The sequence below is a fragment of the Herbidospora cretacea genome, from assembly GCF_001570605.1.
GTDB classification, from domain to species: Bacteria; Actinomycetota; Actinomycetes; order Streptosporangiales; family Streptosporangiaceae; genus Herbidospora; species Herbidospora cretacea.
The window spans coordinates 67325-85126 of record NZ_BBXG01000028.1 but is presented as its reverse complement, the minus strand read 5'-3'; the positions used below and the strand labels follow the sequence as shown (position 1 = coordinate 85126).

The 17802-nt window shown below is 70.2% G+C and carries 22 protein-coding genes; 7 read left to right on the top strand and 15 right to left on the bottom strand.

The genetic code is table 11. From position 1 onward, the window contains the following. The first annotated feature begins 129 nt into the window (after positions 1 to 129). A complete protein-coding gene (locus AW270_RS35250; RefSeq protein WP_061300474.1) occupies positions 130 to 369 on the top strand; it encodes a glutaredoxin family protein in 240 nt (79 codons plus the stop codon). Here the strand turns inward: AW270_RS35250 and AW270_RS35245 are convergent. Further along, complete coding sequence (locus tag AW270_RS35245; RefSeq protein WP_061300473.1) at positions 359 to 1945, bottom strand: putative quinol monooxygenase; 1587 nt, start codon at positions 1943 to 1945, stop codon at positions 359 to 361. The genes AW270_RS35250 and AW270_RS35245 overlap by 11 nt on opposite strands. A gap of 166 nt (positions 1946 to 2111) precedes the next feature. On the opposite strand from AW270_RS35245, the gene AW270_RS35240 reads away from it, so the two are divergent. The 3 genes from AW270_RS35240 (at position 2112) to AW270_RS35230 (ending at position 4457) form a co-directional block, all read left to right on the top strand. Beyond that, positions 2112 to 2747, top strand: a complete 636-nt coding sequence (locus AW270_RS35240; protein ID WP_061300472.1) for a sigma-70 family RNA polymerase sigma factor — start codon at positions 2112 to 2114, stop codon at positions 2745 to 2747. Between the two features lie 81 nt (positions 2748 to 2828). Further along, on the top strand, positions 2829 to 3515 hold the full coding sequence (locus tag AW270_RS35235) for a DUF5667 domain-containing protein (protein WP_061300471.1): 687 nt from the start codon (positions 2829 to 2831) through the stop codon (positions 3513 to 3515). 57 nt (positions 3516 to 3572) lie between these two features. Further along, entirely contained in the window at positions 3573 to 4457 is an 885-nt protein-coding gene (locus AW270_RS35230) for an HAD family hydrolase (RefSeq protein ID WP_061300470.1), read from the top strand. Here the strand turns inward: AW270_RS35230 and AW270_RS35225 are convergent. The 7 genes from AW270_RS35225 to AW270_RS35200 all read right to left on the bottom strand — a co-directional run bounded on the left by AW270_RS35225 (position 4454) and on the right by AW270_RS35200 (position 9569). Next, complete coding sequence (locus tag AW270_RS35225; protein WP_061300469.1) at positions 4454 to 5275, bottom strand: lysophospholipid acyltransferase family protein; 822 nt, start codon at positions 5273 to 5275, stop codon at positions 4454 to 4456. The two genes, AW270_RS35230 and AW270_RS35225, sit on opposite strands and share 4 nt — an antisense overlap. Continuing rightward, the gene (locus AW270_RS35220; RefSeq protein WP_369409017.1) at positions 5272 to 6258 is read right to left on the bottom strand and encodes an NAD-dependent epimerase/dehydratase family protein; all 987 of its coding nucleotides are present in this window, start codon (positions 6256 to 6258) and stop codon (positions 5272 to 5274) included. The genes AW270_RS35225 and AW270_RS35220 overlap by 4 nt, the downstream gene beginning before the upstream one ends. A gap of 29 nt (positions 6259 to 6287) precedes the next feature. Beyond that, on the bottom strand, positions 6288 to 6386 hold the full coding sequence (locus AW270_RS38245) for a 30S ribosomal protein bS22 (protein ID WP_018654693.1): 99 nt from the start codon (positions 6384 to 6386) through the stop codon (positions 6288 to 6290). A gap of 139 nt (positions 6387 to 6525) precedes the next feature. Beyond that, positions 6526 to 6729 carry a helix-turn-helix domain-containing protein gene (locus tag AW270_RS35215; RefSeq protein ID WP_030456159.1) on the bottom strand — a complete coding sequence of 68 codons (204 nt, stop codon included), beginning with the start codon at positions 6727 to 6729 and terminating at the stop codon, positions 6526 to 6528. Between the two features lie 303 nt (positions 6730 to 7032). Beyond that, positions 7033 to 7803 (bottom strand): phosphatase, encoded by a 771-nt coding sequence (locus AW270_RS35210; RefSeq protein ID WP_082802091.1) that lies wholly within the window; start codon positions 7801 to 7803, stop codon positions 7033 to 7035. A gap of 8 nt (positions 7804 to 7811) precedes the next feature. Beyond that, complete coding sequence (locus AW270_RS35205; protein WP_061300466.1) at positions 7812 to 8996, bottom strand: acetoin utilization protein AcuC; 1185 nt, start codon at positions 8994 to 8996, stop codon at positions 7812 to 7814. Between the two features lie 21 nt (positions 8997 to 9017). Further along, positions 9018 to 9569, bottom strand: a complete 552-nt coding sequence (locus AW270_RS35200; RefSeq protein WP_082802090.1) for a MarR family transcriptional regulator — start codon at positions 9567 to 9569, stop codon at positions 9018 to 9020. Between the two features lie 64 nt (positions 9570 to 9633). Between AW270_RS35200 and AW270_RS35195 the strand changes: the two genes are divergently transcribed. Then, entirely contained in the window at positions 9634 to 10014 is a 381-nt protein-coding gene (locus tag AW270_RS35195) for a tautomerase family protein (protein WP_061300465.1), read from the top strand. Between the two features lie 8 nt (positions 10015 to 10022). Here AW270_RS35195 and AW270_RS35190 read toward each other — a convergent pair whose 3' ends face one another. From AW270_RS35190 to AW270_RS35160, 7 genes are all read right to left on the bottom strand, one after another. Beyond that, positions 10023 to 11207: an ABC transporter permease gene (locus tag AW270_RS35190; protein WP_061300464.1), complete on the bottom strand. Its 1185-nt coding sequence runs from the start codon at positions 11205 to 11207 to the stop codon at positions 10023 to 10025. Further along, a complete protein-coding gene (locus AW270_RS35185; protein WP_061300463.1) occupies positions 11204 to 11884 on the bottom strand; it encodes an ABC transporter ATP-binding protein in 681 nt (226 codons plus the stop codon). Before AW270_RS35185 ends, AW270_RS35190 begins: the two co-directional genes overlap by 4 nt. Next, positions 11881 to 13149: an efflux RND transporter periplasmic adaptor subunit gene (locus tag AW270_RS35180; RefSeq protein WP_061300462.1), complete on the bottom strand. Its 1269-nt coding sequence runs from the start codon at positions 13147 to 13149 to the stop codon at positions 11881 to 11883. Before AW270_RS35180 ends, AW270_RS35185 begins: the two co-directional genes overlap by 4 nt. A 117-nt stretch (positions 13150 to 13266) precedes the next feature. Beyond that, positions 13267 to 14466, bottom strand: coding sequence for an MFS transporter (locus tag AW270_RS35175; RefSeq protein WP_061300461.1), 1200 nt, complete (start codon positions 14464 to 14466; stop codon positions 13267 to 13269). Between the two features lie 40 nt (positions 14467 to 14506). Continuing rightward, positions 14507 to 15307, bottom strand: a complete 801-nt coding sequence (gene proC / locus AW270_RS35170; RefSeq protein ID WP_061300460.1) for a pyrroline-5-carboxylate reductase — start codon at positions 15305 to 15307, stop codon at positions 14507 to 14509. Positions 15308 to 15317: 10 nt separating this feature from the next. Further along, entirely contained in the window at positions 15318 to 16043 is a 726-nt protein-coding gene (locus tag AW270_RS35165; protein ID WP_061300459.1) for an ABC transporter permease, read from the bottom strand. Continuing rightward, positions 16040 to 16765 carry an ABC transporter ATP-binding protein gene (locus AW270_RS35160; protein WP_245675016.1) on the bottom strand — a complete coding sequence of 242 codons (726 nt, stop codon included), beginning with the start codon at positions 16763 to 16765 and terminating at the stop codon, positions 16040 to 16042. Before AW270_RS35160 ends, AW270_RS35165 begins: the two co-directional genes overlap by 4 nt. An 81-nt stretch (positions 16766 to 16846) precedes the next feature. On the opposite strand from AW270_RS35160, the gene AW270_RS35155 reads away from it, so the two are divergent. After that, positions 16847 to 17284 carry a hypothetical protein gene (locus AW270_RS35155; RefSeq protein ID WP_061300457.1) on the top strand — a complete coding sequence of 146 codons (438 nt, stop codon included), beginning with the start codon at positions 16847 to 16849 and terminating at the stop codon, positions 17282 to 17284. Beyond that, the gene (locus AW270_RS35150) at positions 17281 to 17649 is read left to right on the top strand and encodes a hypothetical protein (protein ID WP_061300456.1); all 369 of its coding nucleotides are present in this window, start codon (positions 17281 to 17283) and stop codon (positions 17647 to 17649) included. Before AW270_RS35155 ends, AW270_RS35150 begins: the two co-directional genes overlap by 4 nt. Positions 17650 to 17802 lie beyond the last annotated feature (153 nt).

The following is a 17802-nucleotide window of genomic DNA, read 5'->3' as shown; positions in this document are numbered from 1 at the left end:
TTCGGGGCCGTCTTCCAGGTTAGTGCCTTTGTGAAGTGATGCACAAAGTCGAGCGACCCCGTTGTCGTGCTCTCTCCCAGGGTGTCAGGGGTGGGTCCCGGGTACGAATCCGGCCCTTACGGTAGGCACATGGCCCACCGCATCACCCTGCTCGGCAAACCCGGCTGCCACCTGTGTGACGACGCCCGCGCGGTCATCACCCGCGTCGCGGCCGAACTCGGCGTCGAGTGGGACGAGCGCGACATCACCCAAGACCCCGCTGACCTGGAGAAATACTGGGAGATGATCCCGGTCACCCTGGTCGACGGCGTGCAGCACGACTATTGGCGGGTCGACGAGAACCGGCTGCGCGCGGCCCTCACAACGTGAACGTGGTCGGCAGCGGAACGACCTTGGCGGCGTTGACCGTGAGTTCGATCACATTCGTGGCCAGCACCAACGGCTGACGCTCGGTGGCGAACCGCTCCATGTGGGACTGCCGCTGGTGGTCGTTGTAGGCCGTCTGGTCGCGGTAGAGCTCGTAGACCAGCCGCTGGAGCGGGGCCGACTTCACGCCGTGGCTGACGAACAGCAGCGTGTCGGGCTCGTTGCGGAGCACCTGCTCGACGGTCTCCTCGGCCAGCTTGTCGAAGGCGTCGCCGGCGCCGTCCATCAGGGTGAAGACGGTGAGCACGCCGTAGATGGTGGGCGAGGGCCTGACCGAACCCGTCGCGGCGGAGGGGGCCGGGACCTGCGGCATCTGGGCCTGCACCTGGCCGGGGTAGAGCACGCCGGTGTTCGGCATCGAGAACTCGGTGGAGGCCGTCGGGGGCGGCACCGGCATGCCGTAGTCGTTCGCCTGGGGGTTGTAGGAGTCGGCCGCCATGAGCGTGCCGGTCGCGGGACCGCCGAAGTCGGGCGGTTTCGGCGGCTGGGGCGGCGGGGGCTGCATGCGGGCGCCGTAGTCGAAACCGCCCTGCTGTTCGCCGGCCCGGTATTCGGCCACCAGGTCGCCGAGCCCGGACCGGGTGGCGCCGGGCGGGATCACCGGCTGCGGCCCGGTCGAGGGCATCGGAGGACTGCCCATCGGGCTGCCCATGGGGCTCGCCATCGGGGTGGGCATGGGACCGGACATCGGGCCTGTCATGGGATTGGCCAGGGGCGGCTGGGGCGGCGGCATCCCGGCCACCCGGCGGCCGAGGCTCTGCTCCTGCCACATCGGCTGCTGCGGCTGCACCGGCATCGGGCCGCTGGGCGGGCCCTGCTGCAGGGGGGCCGCGGCCGGTTCCTCCTCGTCGTCATAAGGGGCGAGGGGGCGGGTGACGGCGTACCAGACACCGCCGGGGACGGCGGTCAGCAGCGCCACGACGAAGATGCCCGGCACCAGGAAGAGCAGCGAGCCGATCACTGCCATGCCGATCGGGGCCAGCACGACGGTGGCGTTCATGTTGTCGGCGTCGTAGTCGTCGCCCGACCGCATCCGCACCAGCGCCACGATCAGCGCGACGAACAGGATCACGAGGTCGAGGCCGTGGACGCCGCGCAGCAGCCACTCGGGCCAGATGTCCCAGTGGGTGGAGCCGATCGGCAGCGTCTTGTTGAAGCCGCTCAGCACCGGGTCGAGGGCCATGATGACCAGGCCCACGAAGCTGAGGCCGCCGGTCAGCAGCCAGCCGCCGAGCCGGGCGGAACGCGACTCCGCGAGCAACTGGATCAGTCCGCCCGCCAGCCACAACGGCGCGAGCAGCGCGCCGCCGATCTGGAACACCCGGAAGGTCAGCGGACCGAACCCGAGGAGGGTCCCGATGGCGGTCGCACCGAGCCCGAGGCACACCGCGACCGTGGTGACCGCCCACGCCAGCAGCCAGCCGGAGGACTCCTCACGGATCCGCCCGACCAGGACGCCTGTGGTGACCGCGGCGAGGATCGCCCCCGCGAACGCGATGACTGCGACAACGAGTTCCATGACGGACCAACTCTATGGCCTGTCCCTGTCCCCACGCCCAGCCAGCGAAGCTCGTCACAAGCGTCCGTTACGGAAGGGATTACAGAGACAGCCCTCATTGTGTAATTTATGGGAGATTTCTAGAGTGGCGAGCACGCCGACTTCCCCTCTCCCATGGGATATCCGGATGCTGAACAGTTGGTCGTTAGCCGGGCTGGCCCCCGCGGTCACCGCTGGAGCGTTGCAGTCCCCACCCGAGGCGGTCTCGCCCGAGTTCGACGAGATGCGCACCCTCGTGCTGCGCGCCAAGACGGGCGACACCGAGGCGTTCGGGCAGCTTTACGACCGGTACGTCGACCTCGTCTACCGGTACGTCTACTTCCGCGTGGGCTCCCACCCCCTCGCCGAGGACCTGACGAGCGACACCTTCCTGCGCGCCCTGCGCAACATCTCCGACTTCACCTGGCAGGGCCGCGACTTCGGCGCCTGGCTCGTGACGATCGCCCGCAACCTCATCACCGACCACTTCAAGTCGAGCCGCAGCCGCCTTGAGGTCTCCACCGCCGAGGTCCTCGACACCCCGCTCGACGGCCTCCACATCCCCGAGAACGCCGCGATCACCAACATGGTGAACGAGCACGTCATGCGGGCCGTCCAGCAGCTCGGCCCGGAACAGCAGGAGTGCGTGATCATGCGTTTCCTGTACGGGATGTCGCTCGCCGAGACCGCCGCCGCGATGGGCAAGAAGAGCGGCGCGATCAAGGCCCTCCAGTTCCGCGCGATCAAAGCGCTGGCCAGGTCCCTCCCGAAAGATCTCAGTTGAGACACACCCCGTAACCCCTCCGACGTAGCGTCGTTGGTCCATTCGCAGGGGTGGGTGGATCTTCGAGCGGGAGCTCTGGCGATGGGGTGGTGGGGTCATTCGCGTGCCCGGCGTGCCGCACGCGTCACCGCCCGGCTGGACGAGCTGGGCCAGTTCCACGACCACCCTGCCGACTCCGGCCCCCGGGCCGAGTTCCGCGAGGGCCTGAGGGCCGAGTTACTCCGTACACACCAGGAGGAACGCGCCGCGCCGCGGCGTCCGGGCCCGGCCCACGCACGGCCGCGCATCCGGCGGATCCCCCTCCTGGTGCGGCTGCGCCCGTGGCTGGCGCTCGGCGGCATGGTCGCGGCGACCGTGTCGGTGGCCGTGGTGACCTACTCGACGGTCCCCGGTGAGCTGCTCTATCCGCTGAAGCGGGCGGCCGAGTCGACCCTGCTGACGCTCACCACGAGCGACGCCGAGCGGACCGACCGGCAGATGACGGTGGCCCGCTCGCGCGCCTCCGAGGCGGCGGAGCTACTCAAGGCCGCCACGCCCGACAGCGAGGAACTGCTCGGGCAGACCCTGGAGGACATGGAGTCGACCACGCGGGCCGCGCTGGAGCGGGTGAAACAGCCCACCAAACCGCCCGCGAAGGTCCGCAGGTTCGCCCGGGAGCAGAAGAAGGTCGTGGAGAAGATGGTGCCGAAGCTCGGCGCCGAGAACCGCGAGATCGCCAACCAGTACCTCTCCCTCATCTCCGGGTACGCCGGGGCGGCCGGCAACTAGCGCTGTTCACGCGCGGGCAACCGGCCGACGGAACCCCAGCGGTTAAGCTCGGAGGCTATGAAGCGGCTACTGAAACGGCGGGAAGCGGCGGAACTCGCGGGCGAGGTGGCGGCCGCGGCCGCGCTTCCGGCCCCGAGCGCCGAGCCCGATCCGACCGCCGCCGCATTCTTCGACGTCGACAACACGATGGTCCGCGGAGCCTCGATCTACCACTTCGCGCGGGGCCTGGCGGCGCGCGGCCTGTTCACCACCGGCGACCTGGTCAAGTTCGCCGTGGGCCAGACGATGTTCCGGGTCCGCGGCAACGAGAACCCCGACCACGTCGCCAAGGCCAAGGAGATGGCGCTGGCGTTCGTGGCCGGGCTGAAGGTCGACGAGGTCGTCCTGCTCGGCGAGGAGATCTACGACGAGGTGATGGCCGACCGCATCTGGTCGGGCACCCGCGCGCTGGCCCAGGCCCACCTCGACGCCGGTCAGCGGGTCTGGCTGGTCACCGCGACCCCGGTCGAGCTCGCCCACGTGATCGCCCGCCGCCTCGGCCTGACCGGCGCCCTCGGCACCGTCTCCGAGACCAGGGACGGCGCCTACACCGGCCATCTGGTCGGCGATTTACTGCACGGCCCGGCCAAGGCGGAGGCCGTCAGGGCGCTGGCCCGGCGCGAAGGGCTCGACCTGACCCGCTGCTCGGCCTACAGCGACTCGGCCAACGACCTGCCCATGCTGTCGCTGGTCGGCCATCCCTACGCCATCAACCCCGACACCGAGCTGCGCGAACACGCGCGGCAGCGGGGCTGGCAGGTGCGCGACTTCCGGACCACCCGCAAGGCGACCATGATCGGCCTGCCCATCGCGGCCACGGCCGGCGCGGTGGCGGGCGGGGTGGCCGCGGGCGTCGCGCTGCGGCGTCTCTACCGGCTGCGCCGCCTCTACAAGAAGGGCTAGAGGAAGAACGCCGGTCCGCGCCGCAGGCGCAGGGCGTTGAGCGAGCGCTGGATCGTCTCCCGCACCTGGTCGGTGAGCTCGAACACGACCATCGGGTCGTCGGCCTCTTCGGGGTCGATCTCGTCGGCCCTGATCGGCTCGCCGAACTCGATCAGCCACTTCGACGGCAGCGGCACCAGCCCGAGCGGCCCGAACCACGGGAACAGCGGCGTGATCGGCAGATAGGGCAGGCCGAGCAGCCGGGCCAGTACCGGCAGGTCGCCGAGCTTCGGATAGATCTCCTCGGCGCCGACGATCGAGCACGGCACGATCGGCACCCCGGCCCTGATCGCCGAGGCGACGAAGCCGCCCCGGCCGAAGCGCTGGAGCCTGTATCGCTGGTCCCACGGCTTGCCGATGCCCTTGAAGCCCTCGGGGAAGACCCCGACGAGCTCGCCCTTGCGCAGCAGCCGGTCGGCGTCCTCCTTGCAGGCCAGGGTGTGGCCGGTCTTGCGGGACAGGTGGCCCAGCACCGGCAGCCGGTGGACGAGGTCGGCGCCGAGCAGCCGGATCGCCCGGCCGGCCTCGTCGTGGAGGGCGACCTGGAGCATCAGGGCGTCGACCGGGACCGTGCCCGAGTGGTTGGCGACCACGAGGGCGCCGTCGGGCGGCAGGTGGTGGAGGCCGACGGTCTCGACGCGGAACCAGTGGCGGTAGAGCGGGCGCAACAGTTCGAGCACGACCTTGTCGGTGAGCTCGGCGTCGTAGCCGAACTCGTCGACCTCGTAGCGGCCGGACAGGCGCCGGGCGGCGAAGGTGAGGGCCTCCTCGGCGTTCATCGACCGCCTCTGGTCTGCAGGAAGTCGTCGAACGCCGACGCCGTCGTGAACTTGGGGGCCCAGCCGAGCTCGTGGGTCACCTTCGACGAGTCGACCACCCGGCCGTGGCTCATGAGGGCGAGCTGGTCGGGGGTGAAGTCCATCCGGCCGAGCGCGCGGGCGCCCTCGCCGAGGAAGCGGAAGGCCGGCGCCGGGACCGGCAGCCAGAGCCGCCCGGCCCGCCGCAGGCACTGGGAGAGCAGCAGCACGCCCTCGCCTGCGACGTTGAAGACACCTGGATGATCGTCGAGCGCGACCCGCCGGAGCAGCTCGACCCCGTCGTCCTCGTGGACGAACTGGAGCCGGGGATCGAAGCCCAGCACGGTCGGCAGGATCGGCGACAGGAAGTAACGCGTCAGCGGGGAGTCGACTCTGGGTCCGATGAAGTTCGCGAACCGCAGAGTCGTCGTCACCACGTCGGGCCGCCGCCGGGCGTAGCCGCGGACGTAACCCTCGACCTCGGAGGCGTCCTTGCCATAGCCGGTGTGGGGGACCTCCACCGGTTCGCTGTCCTCGGTGAAGACGGCGGGATCGGTGGGCGAGGAGCCGTAGACGGCGGTGGTGGAGCGCACGACGACCCGGCGCACCGTCTCCGAGCGCTGGCAGGCGGCGAGCAGCTGCATCGTGCCGATGACGTTGTGCTCTTTCATCGCCGAGCGACTGCGGGCCGGCCCGCTCATCAGGCTCATGTGGACGACCGTGTCGATGTCGGCCGCCGCGATGACCTGGGCGATGTCGGGACTGCGCAGGTCGACGCGGACGAACTCAACCCGGTCCAGAGGACTGAGTTGGGCGCCGCCATCACGCGTCGGTGAAGCCGGCGGCACCGTGTCTACTCCGATGACCCGGCTGACCGCCGGGTCGGCTGCGAGGACGCTCGCCAGACGAGCGCCGATGTGTCGGGATATCCCGGTGACCAGGATCGTCCGGGTCACGGGACTCATGGACTCTTCCTCGCAGGGACCGCGGGTGGCTACTTCTTGTTACGCCGCTGGATGCGGGTCTTCTTGAGCAGCTTGCGGTGCTTCTTCTTGGCCATGCGCTTACGGCGCTTCTTGATCACAGAGCCCACGGGACCCCCAGGTGAAGGTTGCAGTCGTACCGGTGCGCGAGCGCACACCGGCACAACAGCCTACCGGCGATCCACGGTTGATCGTTCCCCCGGGGGGACCCGCGTGGCCCTTGGTGTTGCTAGTCGCTAGTGGTCAACTTCATCCAGCCTCGATGAAAGCGTCCCTCAGATAGTCGTGCACCGCCTGTTCGGGCACTCTGAAGGACCGGCCTACCCTGATGGCCGGCAACTCGCCCGAGTGCACGAGCCGGTACACCGTCATCTTGGACACCCGCATGACGGTGGCCACTTCTGCCACCGTCAGGAACTTCACCTCGCTGAGAGGTCTTTCGCCTGCACCCATCGGACGCCTCTTCCGCACGTGTATCCGGGTTATCCCCACTGGTGCCATTGCTCACGCACGTGTACTGCTGTCAGCGTAAGTCGGGACTTCTCAGAGGCAAACCCCCCATTTCATCAGCCTTCTGGGAAGCGTGCCCACGAAACCACGAAAAACGCTGGCCAGCAGCCGGACCGTGCCCCTCGCCTTGATCTTGGAACGGACCAACTTCTCTCACATTAGAGTCGCCCAGGATCACCAAAAAGTTGGCAACCGGTCGACACACCAGTGCAAAAGCGGGCGCGAAAACCCACAAATGGGACGCCCTTAAAGGCCTGCGGCGACCCGCCGGAGCAGGTGGTCGGTCAACGGTCCGTAATACCTGGGCAGCACGTTGTCATCCAGCGGGACCGTCACCGCGATCTTCCCCTCGGCTTCTCCCACGAAAAGGGCCGGATCGTTGCAGTCGGCGAACCCGACCGTCTCGACGCCGGCCTCCCCGGCCGCGCCCGCCCACCCGTGGTCGGCGATGACGAAATCCGGTCTCTGCTCCTCGAGCATCTTCCGCATCGGAGCGGAGTCGTGCGTGTGCACAAGGGCACCGCCGTCGTCGAGGAGCGCGACGTCGTCGATGTAGCGGATCGCGCGGCGACGGCCGAAGGAACCGGGAAGGTAGGTCCACCCTTCCGCGGGAGTAAGAAGAGTCGCCCCCTGAGTCACGACGAAACGAGCGATAGCCATGTGAACGACCATCAGCCCCGTCGGGTGGCCCGTCGCGATGATCATCTTCGGGTTCGGCCGCCGGAGGGCCGCCGCGATCCGGTCGCCCATCGCCTCCAGAGCCGTCAGCGTCCGCTCGGGATCGATCGTGTCCTGGCCCGACCGGTGGGACGGATCGGCCACCACGCCCGCCGATTTGGCCATCAGGTCGAGCACGTCGCGGTAGGCCCAGGCGCCCTCGAAGGTCAGCCCGAACATGTAGTGGGGGTCACGCACCGCGAGCGACCGGTAGTGGTCGAGGTTGTTCTCGCGGCTGGTGGCCACGTCACCGGCGATGCGGGTGCGGACGAGGTGGTCGATGAGCTCTTCGCGCGTCATGCCTGATGTCATGGCAGGGGATCCAGACCGTGGTAGGGGAAGACCGCGTTCCGGGTGGCCATAATCGCGCGGTCGATCGGATCGGCCGGGTCGTAACCCTCCGAGATGGGCCGATATTCGGGGGTGCGGCCGTCGGTCATCGTGAGCGGCGGCAGGTCGCCGGTCCGCTCCCTGACGTAGTCGCGCCACGCCTCGGGGGTGGCGGTGCCGGGATCGACGGGAGCGCCCGCCGCCTCGGCGATCAGGTGGGTCCAGGCCCTCGGCACCACCTGGACGAGCTCGTACCCCCCGCCGCCGGTGGCGAGCCACCGCCCACCGGCCGTCTCGTGGGCCAGCTTGTGAAGCTCTCGGTACGCCGCCCGCTGGCCGTCCAGAGACAGCATGAGATGGGCCAGGGGGTCGAGCGCGTGAGAGTCGCAGCCGTGCTGGGTGACCAGGAAGTCGGGCGCGAACTCGCGCAGCAGCGGCGGCACCACCGCGTGGAAGGCGCGCAGCCAGCCCGCGTCGCCACAGCCGGCCGGGAGCGCCACGTTCACGGCGGTGCCCTCGGCCCCGGTCTCCTCGGCGAAGCCGGTGCCGGGGAACAGGGTGCGGGGCGACTCGTGGAGGCTGATCGTCAGCACCCGGGGGTCGTCGAGGAACATGGCCTGCACACCGTCGCCGTGGTGGACGTCGACGTCGACGTAGGCGACCTTCTCGACCCCCTGGGCGAGCAGCCAGGCGATGGCCACCGCCGGGTCGTTGTAGACGCAGAAGCCGCTGGCCGTCGCGGGCATGGCGTGGTGGAGCCCCCCGGCGACGTTGAGGGCGTGCATCGCACCGCCCTGGTGGACCTGCTTCACCGCCTCCAGCGTGGCCCCCGCGATCAGCGCGGACGCCTCGTGAACCCCCGCGAACGCGGGGTTGTCGCTGGTCCCGAGACCGGCCCGCACGTCGGGCCGCCCCTTCTCCGAGACCCGCTTGACCGCCTCGATGTAGTCGCGCTTGTGCACGCTCGCCAGGTCGTCGTCGGTGGCCGGTGTGCAGGGCACCACCTCGACCGCGTCGAGCACGCCCAGCTCCCGCGCCAGCGCCATGGTCAGCTCGACCCGAACCGGCGCGAGCGGATGGTGCGGCCCGAAGTCGTACGACGTCAGGGCGTCGTCCCAGACGACCCGCACGGGTCCGCAGGCGCCACGCGCGAAGTCGCTCATAGCCAGCAAATTATCACCAGGTCACGGGGGGACGACCCCCCGAACCCCCCGCTGCGAAGGGGCCTTCGCCCCCTCGCGCTCCCCCGCGTTCTGCGGTTCGGCGTTCGGTTGCCGCTCTCGGTGGTCCAGCGCGGCTTCGAATGAGCGGAGTGCGGTGACGACGGTCGCGCGGTCGGCGGGTGACAGACCGCTCATCACGTGTTCCCAGGCGGTGGCGCTGCCGGACAGCCAGGCGCGGATCGGTTCGGCGTAAGGCCGGGCGATGGCGATGATGCGGCGGCGGCGATCGGCGGGGTCGGCGGTCCGCTCCAGGACACCCGGCCGCGCCAGGTCGCTGACCATGAGGCTGACGGTCGTCGGCGCCAGTTCCAGCCGATCGGCGAGCTCGTTCACGCTGGCGGGGCCGTCGTATTGCAGGTGGGCCAGCAGGGCCAGATGCCGGGGCGCAAGGTCGAGGTCCCGCAGCTCCGGGGGGATCGGCAGACGTTTGGCCCGGCCCACGAGCCGGGGCATGAGCAGCAGCAGCGTACGGACGGCCTCGTTGACGGCGATGCCGCCCGGCTCGGTGGACATCCGCGAACCCCCATCGATATCTTTGATTCCAAAGCTTTTAAGGTCAAAGCAAACGAGGTCTACTGTGCCGCATCTGACCGCTCACATCGCCGAAGCCCGGCTGACGGGCAACGAACCCGCGCTCGTGACCGCTCTGACCGACGCGATCGTCCACGTCTACGGCGAGTGGGCGCGGCCGCTGGTGAGCATCCGACTGTCCGGCGTCCCCGCAGGCCGCTTCGCCCAGGGTGGCGCGCCCGTGGACACCAGCGTTTCGGTCACTCTGGGCGTCCGAGCAGGGGTGTTCGACCGTCCCGACGCCGCCGAGATCACCACGCGCCTCGGAGCCGCCCTCACCGACGCGGTCACCTCCGTCCTCGGCGAGGAACTCCGCCCGGGGACCACGGTCGAACTCCTCGCTTCGTCTCCTGATCGGACCTTCGTCGGCGGTCTCCTCGCCCCCTGACCGCCCGATCACTCCGAGCGGAGCGCCACCACCGGGTCGAGGCGGCCGGCTCGGCGGGCCGGGGCCACGCCGAAGAAGACGCCGACGACGGCCGAGACGCCGAAGGCCAGCAGGATCGACCAGAGGGTGATCGAGGCGGGCACCGGGGAGAGGGCCTCGATCAGCAGGGAGCCGCCGACGCCCAAGGCGATGCCGATCAGGCCGCCGATCGTGGTGAGGAGGACGGCCTCGATGAGGAACTGGCCCAGGACGTCGCGTTGCCGGGCGCCCAGCGCCTTGCGCAGGCCGATCTCCTTGGTCCGCTCGCGGACGCTGACCAGCATGATGTTCGACACGCCGACCCCGCCGACCAGCAGCGAGATGCCCGCGATGGCGGCCAGCACGCCGGTGAGCATGCCCAGGACGGTGCCGATCGTGCCGAGGAGCTGGGTCTGGGTGACGGCGGAGAACTTCTCGCCGGGGTAGCGGGCGACCAGGGCGTCCACGACCTTCTGCCCCAGGGAGTCGATCACGTCGGGGCCGGAGGCGCCGATCGCGATGCCGTTGACGCGCTGGACGCCGAGGAGCCGCTGGGCCGTGGTGACCGGGATGTGGACCTCACGGTCGCGCGCGACTCCGAAGGTGGCGCCGACCTTGTCGTACACGCCGACGACCCGGAACCGCACCCCGGCGATCGTGGCCTGCCTGCCCACCGGGTCGAGGTCGCCGAAGAGCTGGCCGGAGACCTCCGAGCCCAGGACGGCGACGCGGCGGCGGGTGTCGATGTCGGTCTCGGTGAGGTAGCGGCCTCTTTTCAGCGGGCGTTCGAAGACGTTGGGGATGTTCTCGTCGGTGCCGACGATCGTGACGAAGGCCTCGTTGCGGCCGACCCGCATGCTCTCGCCCGACTGGACCGAGACGGTGACGCGGCTCGGGTCGCCGACGACCCGGCGCACGTAGGCGACGTCGGCCAGGTCGAGGCGGCTCTGGGTGGGGGCGGCCTGGAAGTTGAGCTGGCCGGGGACCACCAGGATGATGTTGGAGCCCAGACCGGAGATCTCGTCTTCGATGGCGTCCTTCGCGCCGGTCCCGATGGCGACCAGGATCACCACGGCCGACACGCCGATGATCACGCCGAGCATGGTCAGGGCGCTGCGCAGCCGGTTGACCCGCAGCGCTTCGAGCGCCATCCGGAAGGCCTCGGCGGTCCTCACGCGACGTCCCGTTCGATCAGGCCGTCGCGGACGTGGATCTGCCTGCGGGCCCGGCCGGCGACCTCGGGTTCGTGGGTGACCAGCACGATCGCCACGCCCTGGTCGGCGTTGAGGCGTTCGAGCAGGCCCATGACCTCGTCGCCGTTGCGGGTGTCGAGGTTGCCCGTCGGCTCGTCGGCCAGGACGACCTGGGGGTCGCCGACGAGGGCGCGGGCGATGGCGACGCGCTGCTGCTCGCCGCCGGACATCTGCGAGGGGCGGTGGTCGAGGCGGTGGGCCAGGCCGACGGCCTCCAGCGCCTCCCGGGCCCGGCGGCGGCGTTCGGCTCTGGGCACGCCCCGGTAGACCAGCGGCAGGGCCACGTTGTCGAGCGCCGAGGTGCGGCCAAGCAGGTGGAACGACTGGAAGACGAAGCCGATCATCCGGTTGCGCAGCTCGGCCAGCCTGGTGTCGTCGAGGGTCGAGACGTCGACGCCGCCGACCTTCAGCACGCCGGAGGTCGGCCGGTCGAGGCAGCCGAGCAGGTGCATCAGGGTCGACTTGCCCGACCCCGACGGACCGATGATCGCGGCGAACTCGCCGTCGCCGATGGTCAGGTCGACGCCGCGCAGCGCGTCCACGGTCACGCCTTCGAGGTGGTACGACCTCGTCAACGCCGCCGCCTCGAAGGCGGTCACGGGATCTCCTGCCCCTGGCGGACACCGTCGGCGCCGCGCGTGATGACCCGGTCGCCGACGTTCAGCCCGGAGACGACCTCGACGAAGGCGTCGCCCTCGGCCCCGAGCCGGACGGTCCGGCGCTCGGCCCTCCCGCCGACGACGGCCCAGACGACGGTGTCGCGCCCGCTGGTCACCACGGCGGCGGCCGGGACCGCGACGGCCTGCGGCGACTCCTTGACGATCATGCGGACCACGGCGCTCATGCCGGGTTTGGGGTCGGGCGCCTCGGAGCCGTCGTCGAAGCGGCCATCGGCGAGCTGGAGGCGTACCGGATAACTGACACCGCCCGTCGCGCCCTCCTGGGGCGTGACCCCGACCCCGGTGACCTCGGCGTCGTAGACCGCGCCCGGCACGGCGTCGAACTCGACCTCGGCCCGGGTGCCGTCCTCGATGAGCAGCACGTCGGTCTCGTCGACGTCGGCCCGCAGGTTCAGCTCGGAGACGTCGGTGACGGTCAGCAGCGCCTCCCCCTGCGACACCGGGACGCCCTCGGCGATCGTCCCCGCCGAACCGCCGGTCGACTGGGCCGGGACGCCGCCGCCGGAGACGAGCTGCGACAGGTCCGGCAGCGACGGCGTGGCCGCCCCGCCTCCCCCGCCGAGCGTGACGACACCGCTGAACGGCGCCTTGACCGTGAGCCCCTTGACGGTCTCCTCCGCCGCCTTCACCGCCGCCCGCGTCTGGCTCCGGGAGGCGGCCTGCAGTGAGGTCATGGACGACGAGAGCCCGCTCATCCCGGCCCCGAGCTGCCCCGTGAACGAGGTCAGCATCCGGTTGAGCCCGCCGACGATCCCGTTCAGCGCCTTCTGCTGGGACCGGTGCTGCTGCTCGGCCAGCTCGATCGCCGACAGCAGGTGCGTGCGGATGGCCCTGTCCTCGACCTTGCGAGCGGCCTGGCGCGCCTTCGCGAACGACTTCCGCACGTGGGAGTCGACGCCGTTCGGCAGCCGCAGCGACGGCACGGTGGGCGCTCCCCCGAACGAGACCGGCCTGGCCGCCTGCTTGTCGGCCTTCTTCGCCTGCTTCAGCCGTTCGCGGGCCTGCGGCGCGCTGATCCGCAGGAGGATCTCGCCCTTCTTCACCGTGTCGCCGTCGGAGACGTAGAGCTTGGCGACCGTCCCGGCCGCCGGGGAGGTGAGGCTCGCGGTGGCCCGCGCCCCGACGGTCGCCGGGGCCTCCACCACCTCACTGACGGGCGCCCGCGCCACGGCCGCGGTCTGCACGACGGGCGCCTCCTCCGCTGTGCAGGCGGATAACGCGAGCAGGAACGCCAACAGGGGGATACCACGCCGGATCACCACAACAGCCCATCGTAGATCGGGGCATGGTCGCCCTCTGAGTCAGCGGCCCACCGCGCGCAGGTTCCTGACCGGGCGGATGGACAGCAGCACGCCAATTCCGGCCAGGCCGGCGAAGAAGCCCGCCAAGATGACCGTCCGGGCGCCGACGGCCTCGCCGACGATCGGGCCGAGGGACTGGCCGATGGGGATGCTCAGGACCGAGCCGGCCACCTCATAGGCGGTGACGCGGTTGAGGACCTCGCCCGGGACCTGGGTCTGGACGCTGGTCGCCCACATCACCGACCAGAACGCCCAGGCGGCGCCGGCCAGGGTGTAGCCGGTGACGATCACCGGGACGGGGGCGGCCAGGGCCACGACCAGCGGCATGGCCATGAAGGCGATCATCGCCAGCGCGCCCGAGAAGAGGGGTCTGGCCGGGCGGTAGCGCATGGCCACCAGGCCGCCGACGATGCTGCCGAGGCCCTCGCCCGTGATGGCCAGGACGTAGGCGGTCCCGCCGTGGGCCTCGGAGATGACCTGCGCGCCCACCGGCCACATCGGGCCGAACAGGACGATCCCGTAGACCGACCAGACGAGGATGACCGACCACATCCACGTACGGGACCGGAACTCCGCCCAGCCCTCCCGCAGATCGCTGACGAGCGAGGTCGCCTCGGTCTTGGTGAGCCTGACCCGCATGGCCAGCAGGCACAGGGCGCTGACCAGGAACGTTCCGGCGTTGATGGCGTACACGACGCCCGGTCCGCCGAACAGGACGATCGCGCCCGCGATGCCGGGGCCGACGAGACGGGCCACCGCGTCGGCCACCCGCAGGGTCGCGTTGGCGCGCTGGGGGTCGGCGGCGATCTGCGGGATCATGCTGTTGACGCCGGGCTGGAAGAGCGCCGCCCCGAGGCCGCTCAGGAACGACATCGTGATCAGGAGCCAGAGCGGGGGCTGGCCGGTGAAGAAGGTGACGGCGATGACCGTCTGGGTGCCGACGCGCAGGACGTCCGCGAAGATCATCATGCGCCGGGCGGTGAACCAGTCGGCCAGCACCCCGCCGAACAGGACCAGGCCGCCGAAGGCCGCCATCCAGGCCGCGAGGACGACGCCGACCCCCACGGGGCCGTAGATGCCGAGGACGCCGAGCGTCACCGCCACCGGCAACATCGCGTCGCCCATGAGGGCGACCGCCCGGCCGACGAAGTAGAGGGAGAAGTCACGAGACCAGAGGCGAGCCGGGGAGAGTACAACCACTCGCCCGAGCTTATAAGGAAAGCTTCCTATCTATTAATCACTATTTGTTCGTCCCGCCCAGTTCACGGCTGCGGTCCCGGGCCGCCTCGATCGCGTCGAGGAAAGCGGCGCGCACGCGGTGGCGCTCCAGCTCGGCGATGGCGGCGATGGTGGTCCCGCCAGGGGAGGTGACGGCCTCGCGGAGGATCACCGGGTGTTCGCCCGAGTCGCGGAGCATGATCGCCGCGCCGACGATCGACTGCTTGACCATGTCGAGCGCGGCGGCCCGGGGCATGCCGAGCAGGATGCCCGCGTCGACCATGGCCTCGACCAGGTAGAAGAAGTAGGCCGGGCCCGAGCCGCTCAGCGCGGTCGCGCCGTCTTGCTGGGCCTCGGGGATGCGCAGGACCTTGCCGACCGGCCGGAGCAGGTCTTCGGTCAGCTGGAGGTGTTCCTCGTCGGCGTGGGCGCCGCCCGAGATCACGCTCATGGCCTCGTCGACCAGCACCGGCGTGTTCGACATGACCCGGACGACCGGGACCGGGCCGCCCAGCCGGGCCTGCACGAAGTCGGTGGTGATGCCCGCCGCGACCGAGATGACCAGCTTGCCGGCCGGCATCACGGGGCCGATCTCCCGCAGCAGGGTCCCCATGTCCTGGGGCTTGACCGCCAGGATCAGCGCGTCGGCCCGCTCGGCCGCCTCGACGTTGGTGACGACCCGGACGCCGTAGGTGTCGGCAAGCGTCTTGGCCCGGTCGGGCCGGCGGGTGGTGACCATGATCTGGTCAGCCGCCCGCCCCGCCCGGACCAGGCCGGAAAGGAGCGCCTCACCCATCTTGCCGGTGCCCAGGATCGCGATCATGGGTGGCAGTTTACGGTGTGCGCCTCTTCAGCGTCGCCGCGCCCAGGACGAGGGCCAGCAGCACGCAACCGGCCACCACCGCGATGTCGCGCCAGAAGTCACCGCCGAGGTCGCCGCCGATCACGGCCAGCCTCATGGCCTCCAGGGCGTAGGACATCGGCAGGACGTTGGAGATCCACTCCAGCACGGTCGCCATCTGCTCGCGCGGCACGATGACCCCGCCGAGGAGGATCTGGGGCACCATCACCAGCGGCATGAACTGCACCGCCTGGAACTCCGACCGGGCGAACGCGCTGCACAGCAGCCCCAGGGCGGTGCCCAGCAGGGCGTTGAGCAGGGCGACCAGGACCAGCGCCCAGAGGTCTCCCCTCGGTTCGTAGCCGAGCCAGGTCAGCGAGACGGCGAGAGCGACGGTCACCTGGAGGACGGCGGCGACGCCGAAGGCCAGGCCGTAGCCGAGGAGGAGGTCGAGCTGGCGCAGCGGGGAGGCCATCAGCCGCTCCAGCGTGCCCGACGTGCGCTCGCGAAGGGTGGAGATGGAGGTGACCAGGAACATCACCAGGAAGGGGAAGATCGACAGCAGCACGGGGGCCCACTGGGCGAACGCCTGCTCGTTGTCGATCACGTAGTAGAGCAGGATCATGATCAGCGTCGGCACCAGGACCATCAGGGCGATGGTGCGGGGGTCGTTGCGGAGCTGGCCGCCGATCCTTCTCGCGGTGGCAAGGGTGATCATGCCGCCTGCCTCTCTTCGATGAGGCGCAGGAAGGCCTGCTCCAGGTCCTCGGTGCCGGTGCGGGCGCGCAGGCCCGAGGGGCTGTCGTCGGCGAGGATCTCGCCGTCGCGCAGCATGACCAGCCGCTGGCAGCGGGCCGCCTCGTCCATGACGTGGCTGGAGACCAGGATCGTGACGCCCCGGTCGGCCAGGCCCTGGAACAGCTCCCACAGCTCCTTGCGGAGCACCGGGTCGAGCCCGACGGTCGGCTCGTCGAGGGTGAGCAGCCGCGGCGAGCCGAGCAGCGAGACCGCCAGGCTGGCCCGGCTGAGCTGGCCTCCCGACAGCGTGCCGCCGAGCTGGTGGGCGGCGCCCTCCAGGCCCACCTCGGCGAGGACCCGGGCCGGGTCGGTCTTCGGCGCGCCCAGCACGGCGGCGAAGTAGCGCAGGTTCTCCAGCACCGACAGATCGCGGTAGATCGCCGGGTTCTGGGTGGAGTAGCCGATCAGGCGGCGCAGCTCGGCCGACCCCGCCGGACGCCCCAGCACGGTCACCTCGCCCCCGGCGACGACCTGCACGCCCACGATCGACCGGATCAGCGTGGTCTTCCCGCAGCCGCTCGGCCCGAGTAACCCGGTGATCTGCCCTTTCGGCACCTGGAACGACAGCCCGTGGAGCACCTCGCGGGCTCCCCGGACGACCCGCAGCCCGGTGACGGCTATCGCGGGTTCTTCAGAACTCATCATGTGATGAAATTAAACCCGTGGCCATACCGGAGTCAACGGGTCGCTGAACCCCTTCGGAGTGACACCCGTCATACGGACATGAGAAGGATCCGGCTCGTCATCGCGGCCATGTTCACGACCGTGATCATGGCCTCGGCCTGCGGAAATGGAGACGCCGTGGACAGCGGTTCACCGATCGGCCCCGACCAGCCCGCCGCCCCGCCGGCCTCGGCCACGCCGAGCGGGCCGACGCTGGTGCAGCCCAAGGGCGGCACGGTGGAACCACGCAAGGTGCCCTGGACGCGCGCCACCCCCGCCGGCGACGGCGTGATGATCTCGTGGAGTTCGGGGGTCGAGCCCTGCTACACCCTCGACCGCGTCGACGTGAAGGAAACCGACACGGAGGTCACGGTGACCCTCTGGGAGGGCACCACCGATCCCGAGGCGGCCTGCATCCAGATCGCGATCGAGAAGGAGACGTTCGTCAAGCTGGCCAAACCCCTGGCCGGCCGGGAAGTCGTGGATGGTGCCCAATGAGACTCTTAGTCGTCGGCGCGGCCGTGGCCGCCCTGCTCGTTCCCGCCGCCCCCGCCCAGGCCGCCGCCCCCGGGCCGAAGGTGGTCAAGATCCAGAAGGGCGCGCTCAACCCCCACAAGGTGAGGTGGCTGACCGCCAGGCCCCACATGCGCGGGGTGCGCGTCGTGTGGTGGTCGGGGGTGGAGCCGTGCACGGTCCTCACCAGGGTCGCGGTCAAGGAGACGAGGAAGACGGTCCGGATCACCCTGTACGAGGGCTCGGTCAAGGACGCCGGCATGTGCGTGGCGATGGCGATCAAGAAGGCCACGTACGTGCGGCTCAAGAACCCGGTCGGGAAGAGGGTGATCTTCGACGGGGCCCGGTGACCCCTAGGGGTCGAATCAGGGACATCTAGGGAACATTCCGCTCGCGCCGAGAGTTGAGCCCACTAGACTCAAGACCGTTGACAGGACAGCGTTTGACAAGCGCTTCCGTACTCACCGAGTATTGAGTCACATCGACTCAACTTTGACTACAAG

Coding starts and splice junctions, on each gene's coding strand:
- AW270_RS35210 (WP_082802091.1), bottom strand. CDS start 7,803: ATGACGCGCGAAGAGCTCATCGACCACCTCGTCCGCACCCGCATCGCC.
- AW270_RS35215 (WP_030456159.1), bottom strand. CDS start 6,729: ATGGGTGCAGGCGAAAGACCTCTCAGCGAGGTGAAGTTCCTGACGGTG.
- AW270_RS35150 (WP_061300456.1), top strand. CDS start 17,281: ATGAGACTCTTAGTCGTCGGCGCGGCCGTGGCCGCCCTGCTCGTTCCC.
- proC (WP_061300460.1), bottom strand. CDS start 15,307: ATGATCGCGATCCTGGGCACCGGCAAGATGGGTGAGGCGCTCCTTTCC.
- AW270_RS35225 (WP_061300469.1), bottom strand. CDS start 5,275: ATGAACGCCGAGGAGGCCCTCACCTTCGCCGCCCGGCGCCTGTCCGGC.
- AW270_RS35205 (WP_061300466.1), bottom strand. CDS start 8,996: ATGAGCGACTTCGCGCGTGGCGCCTGCGGACCCGTGCGGGTCGTCTGG.
- AW270_RS35220 (WP_369409017.1), bottom strand. CDS start 6,258: ATGAGTCCCGTGACCCGGACGATCCTGGTCACCGGGATATCCCGACAC.
- AW270_RS35240 (WP_061300472.1), top strand. CDS start 2,112: ATGCTGAACAGTTGGTCGTTAGCCGGGCTGGCCCCCGCGGTCACCGCT.
- AW270_RS35235 (WP_061300471.1), top strand. CDS start 2,829: ATGGGGTGGTGGGGTCATTCGCGTGCCCGGCGTGCCGCACGCGTCACC.
- AW270_RS35155 (WP_061300457.1), top strand. CDS start 16,847: ATGAGAAGGATCCGGCTCGTCATCGCGGCCATGTTCACGACCGTGATC.
- AW270_RS35200 (WP_082802090.1), bottom strand. CDS start 9,569: ATGTCCACCGAGCCGGGCGGCATCGCCGTCAACGAGGCCGTCCGTACG.
- AW270_RS35250 (WP_061300474.1), top strand. CDS start 130: ATGGCCCACCGCATCACCCTGCTCGGCAAACCCGGCTGCCACCTGTGT.
- AW270_RS35160 (WP_245675016.1), bottom strand. CDS start 16,765: ATGAGTTCTGAAGAACCCGCGATAGCCGTCACCGGGCTGCGGGTCGTC.
- AW270_RS35165 (WP_061300459.1), bottom strand. CDS start 16,043: ATGATCACCCTTGCCACCGCGAGAAGGATCGGCGGCCAGCTCCGCAAC.
- AW270_RS35230 (WP_061300470.1), top strand. CDS start 3,573: ATGAAGCGGCTACTGAAACGGCGGGAAGCGGCGGAACTCGCGGGCGAG.
- AW270_RS35245 (WP_061300473.1), bottom strand. CDS start 1,945: ATGGAACTCGTTGTCGCAGTCATCGCGTTCGCGGGGGCGATCCTCGCC.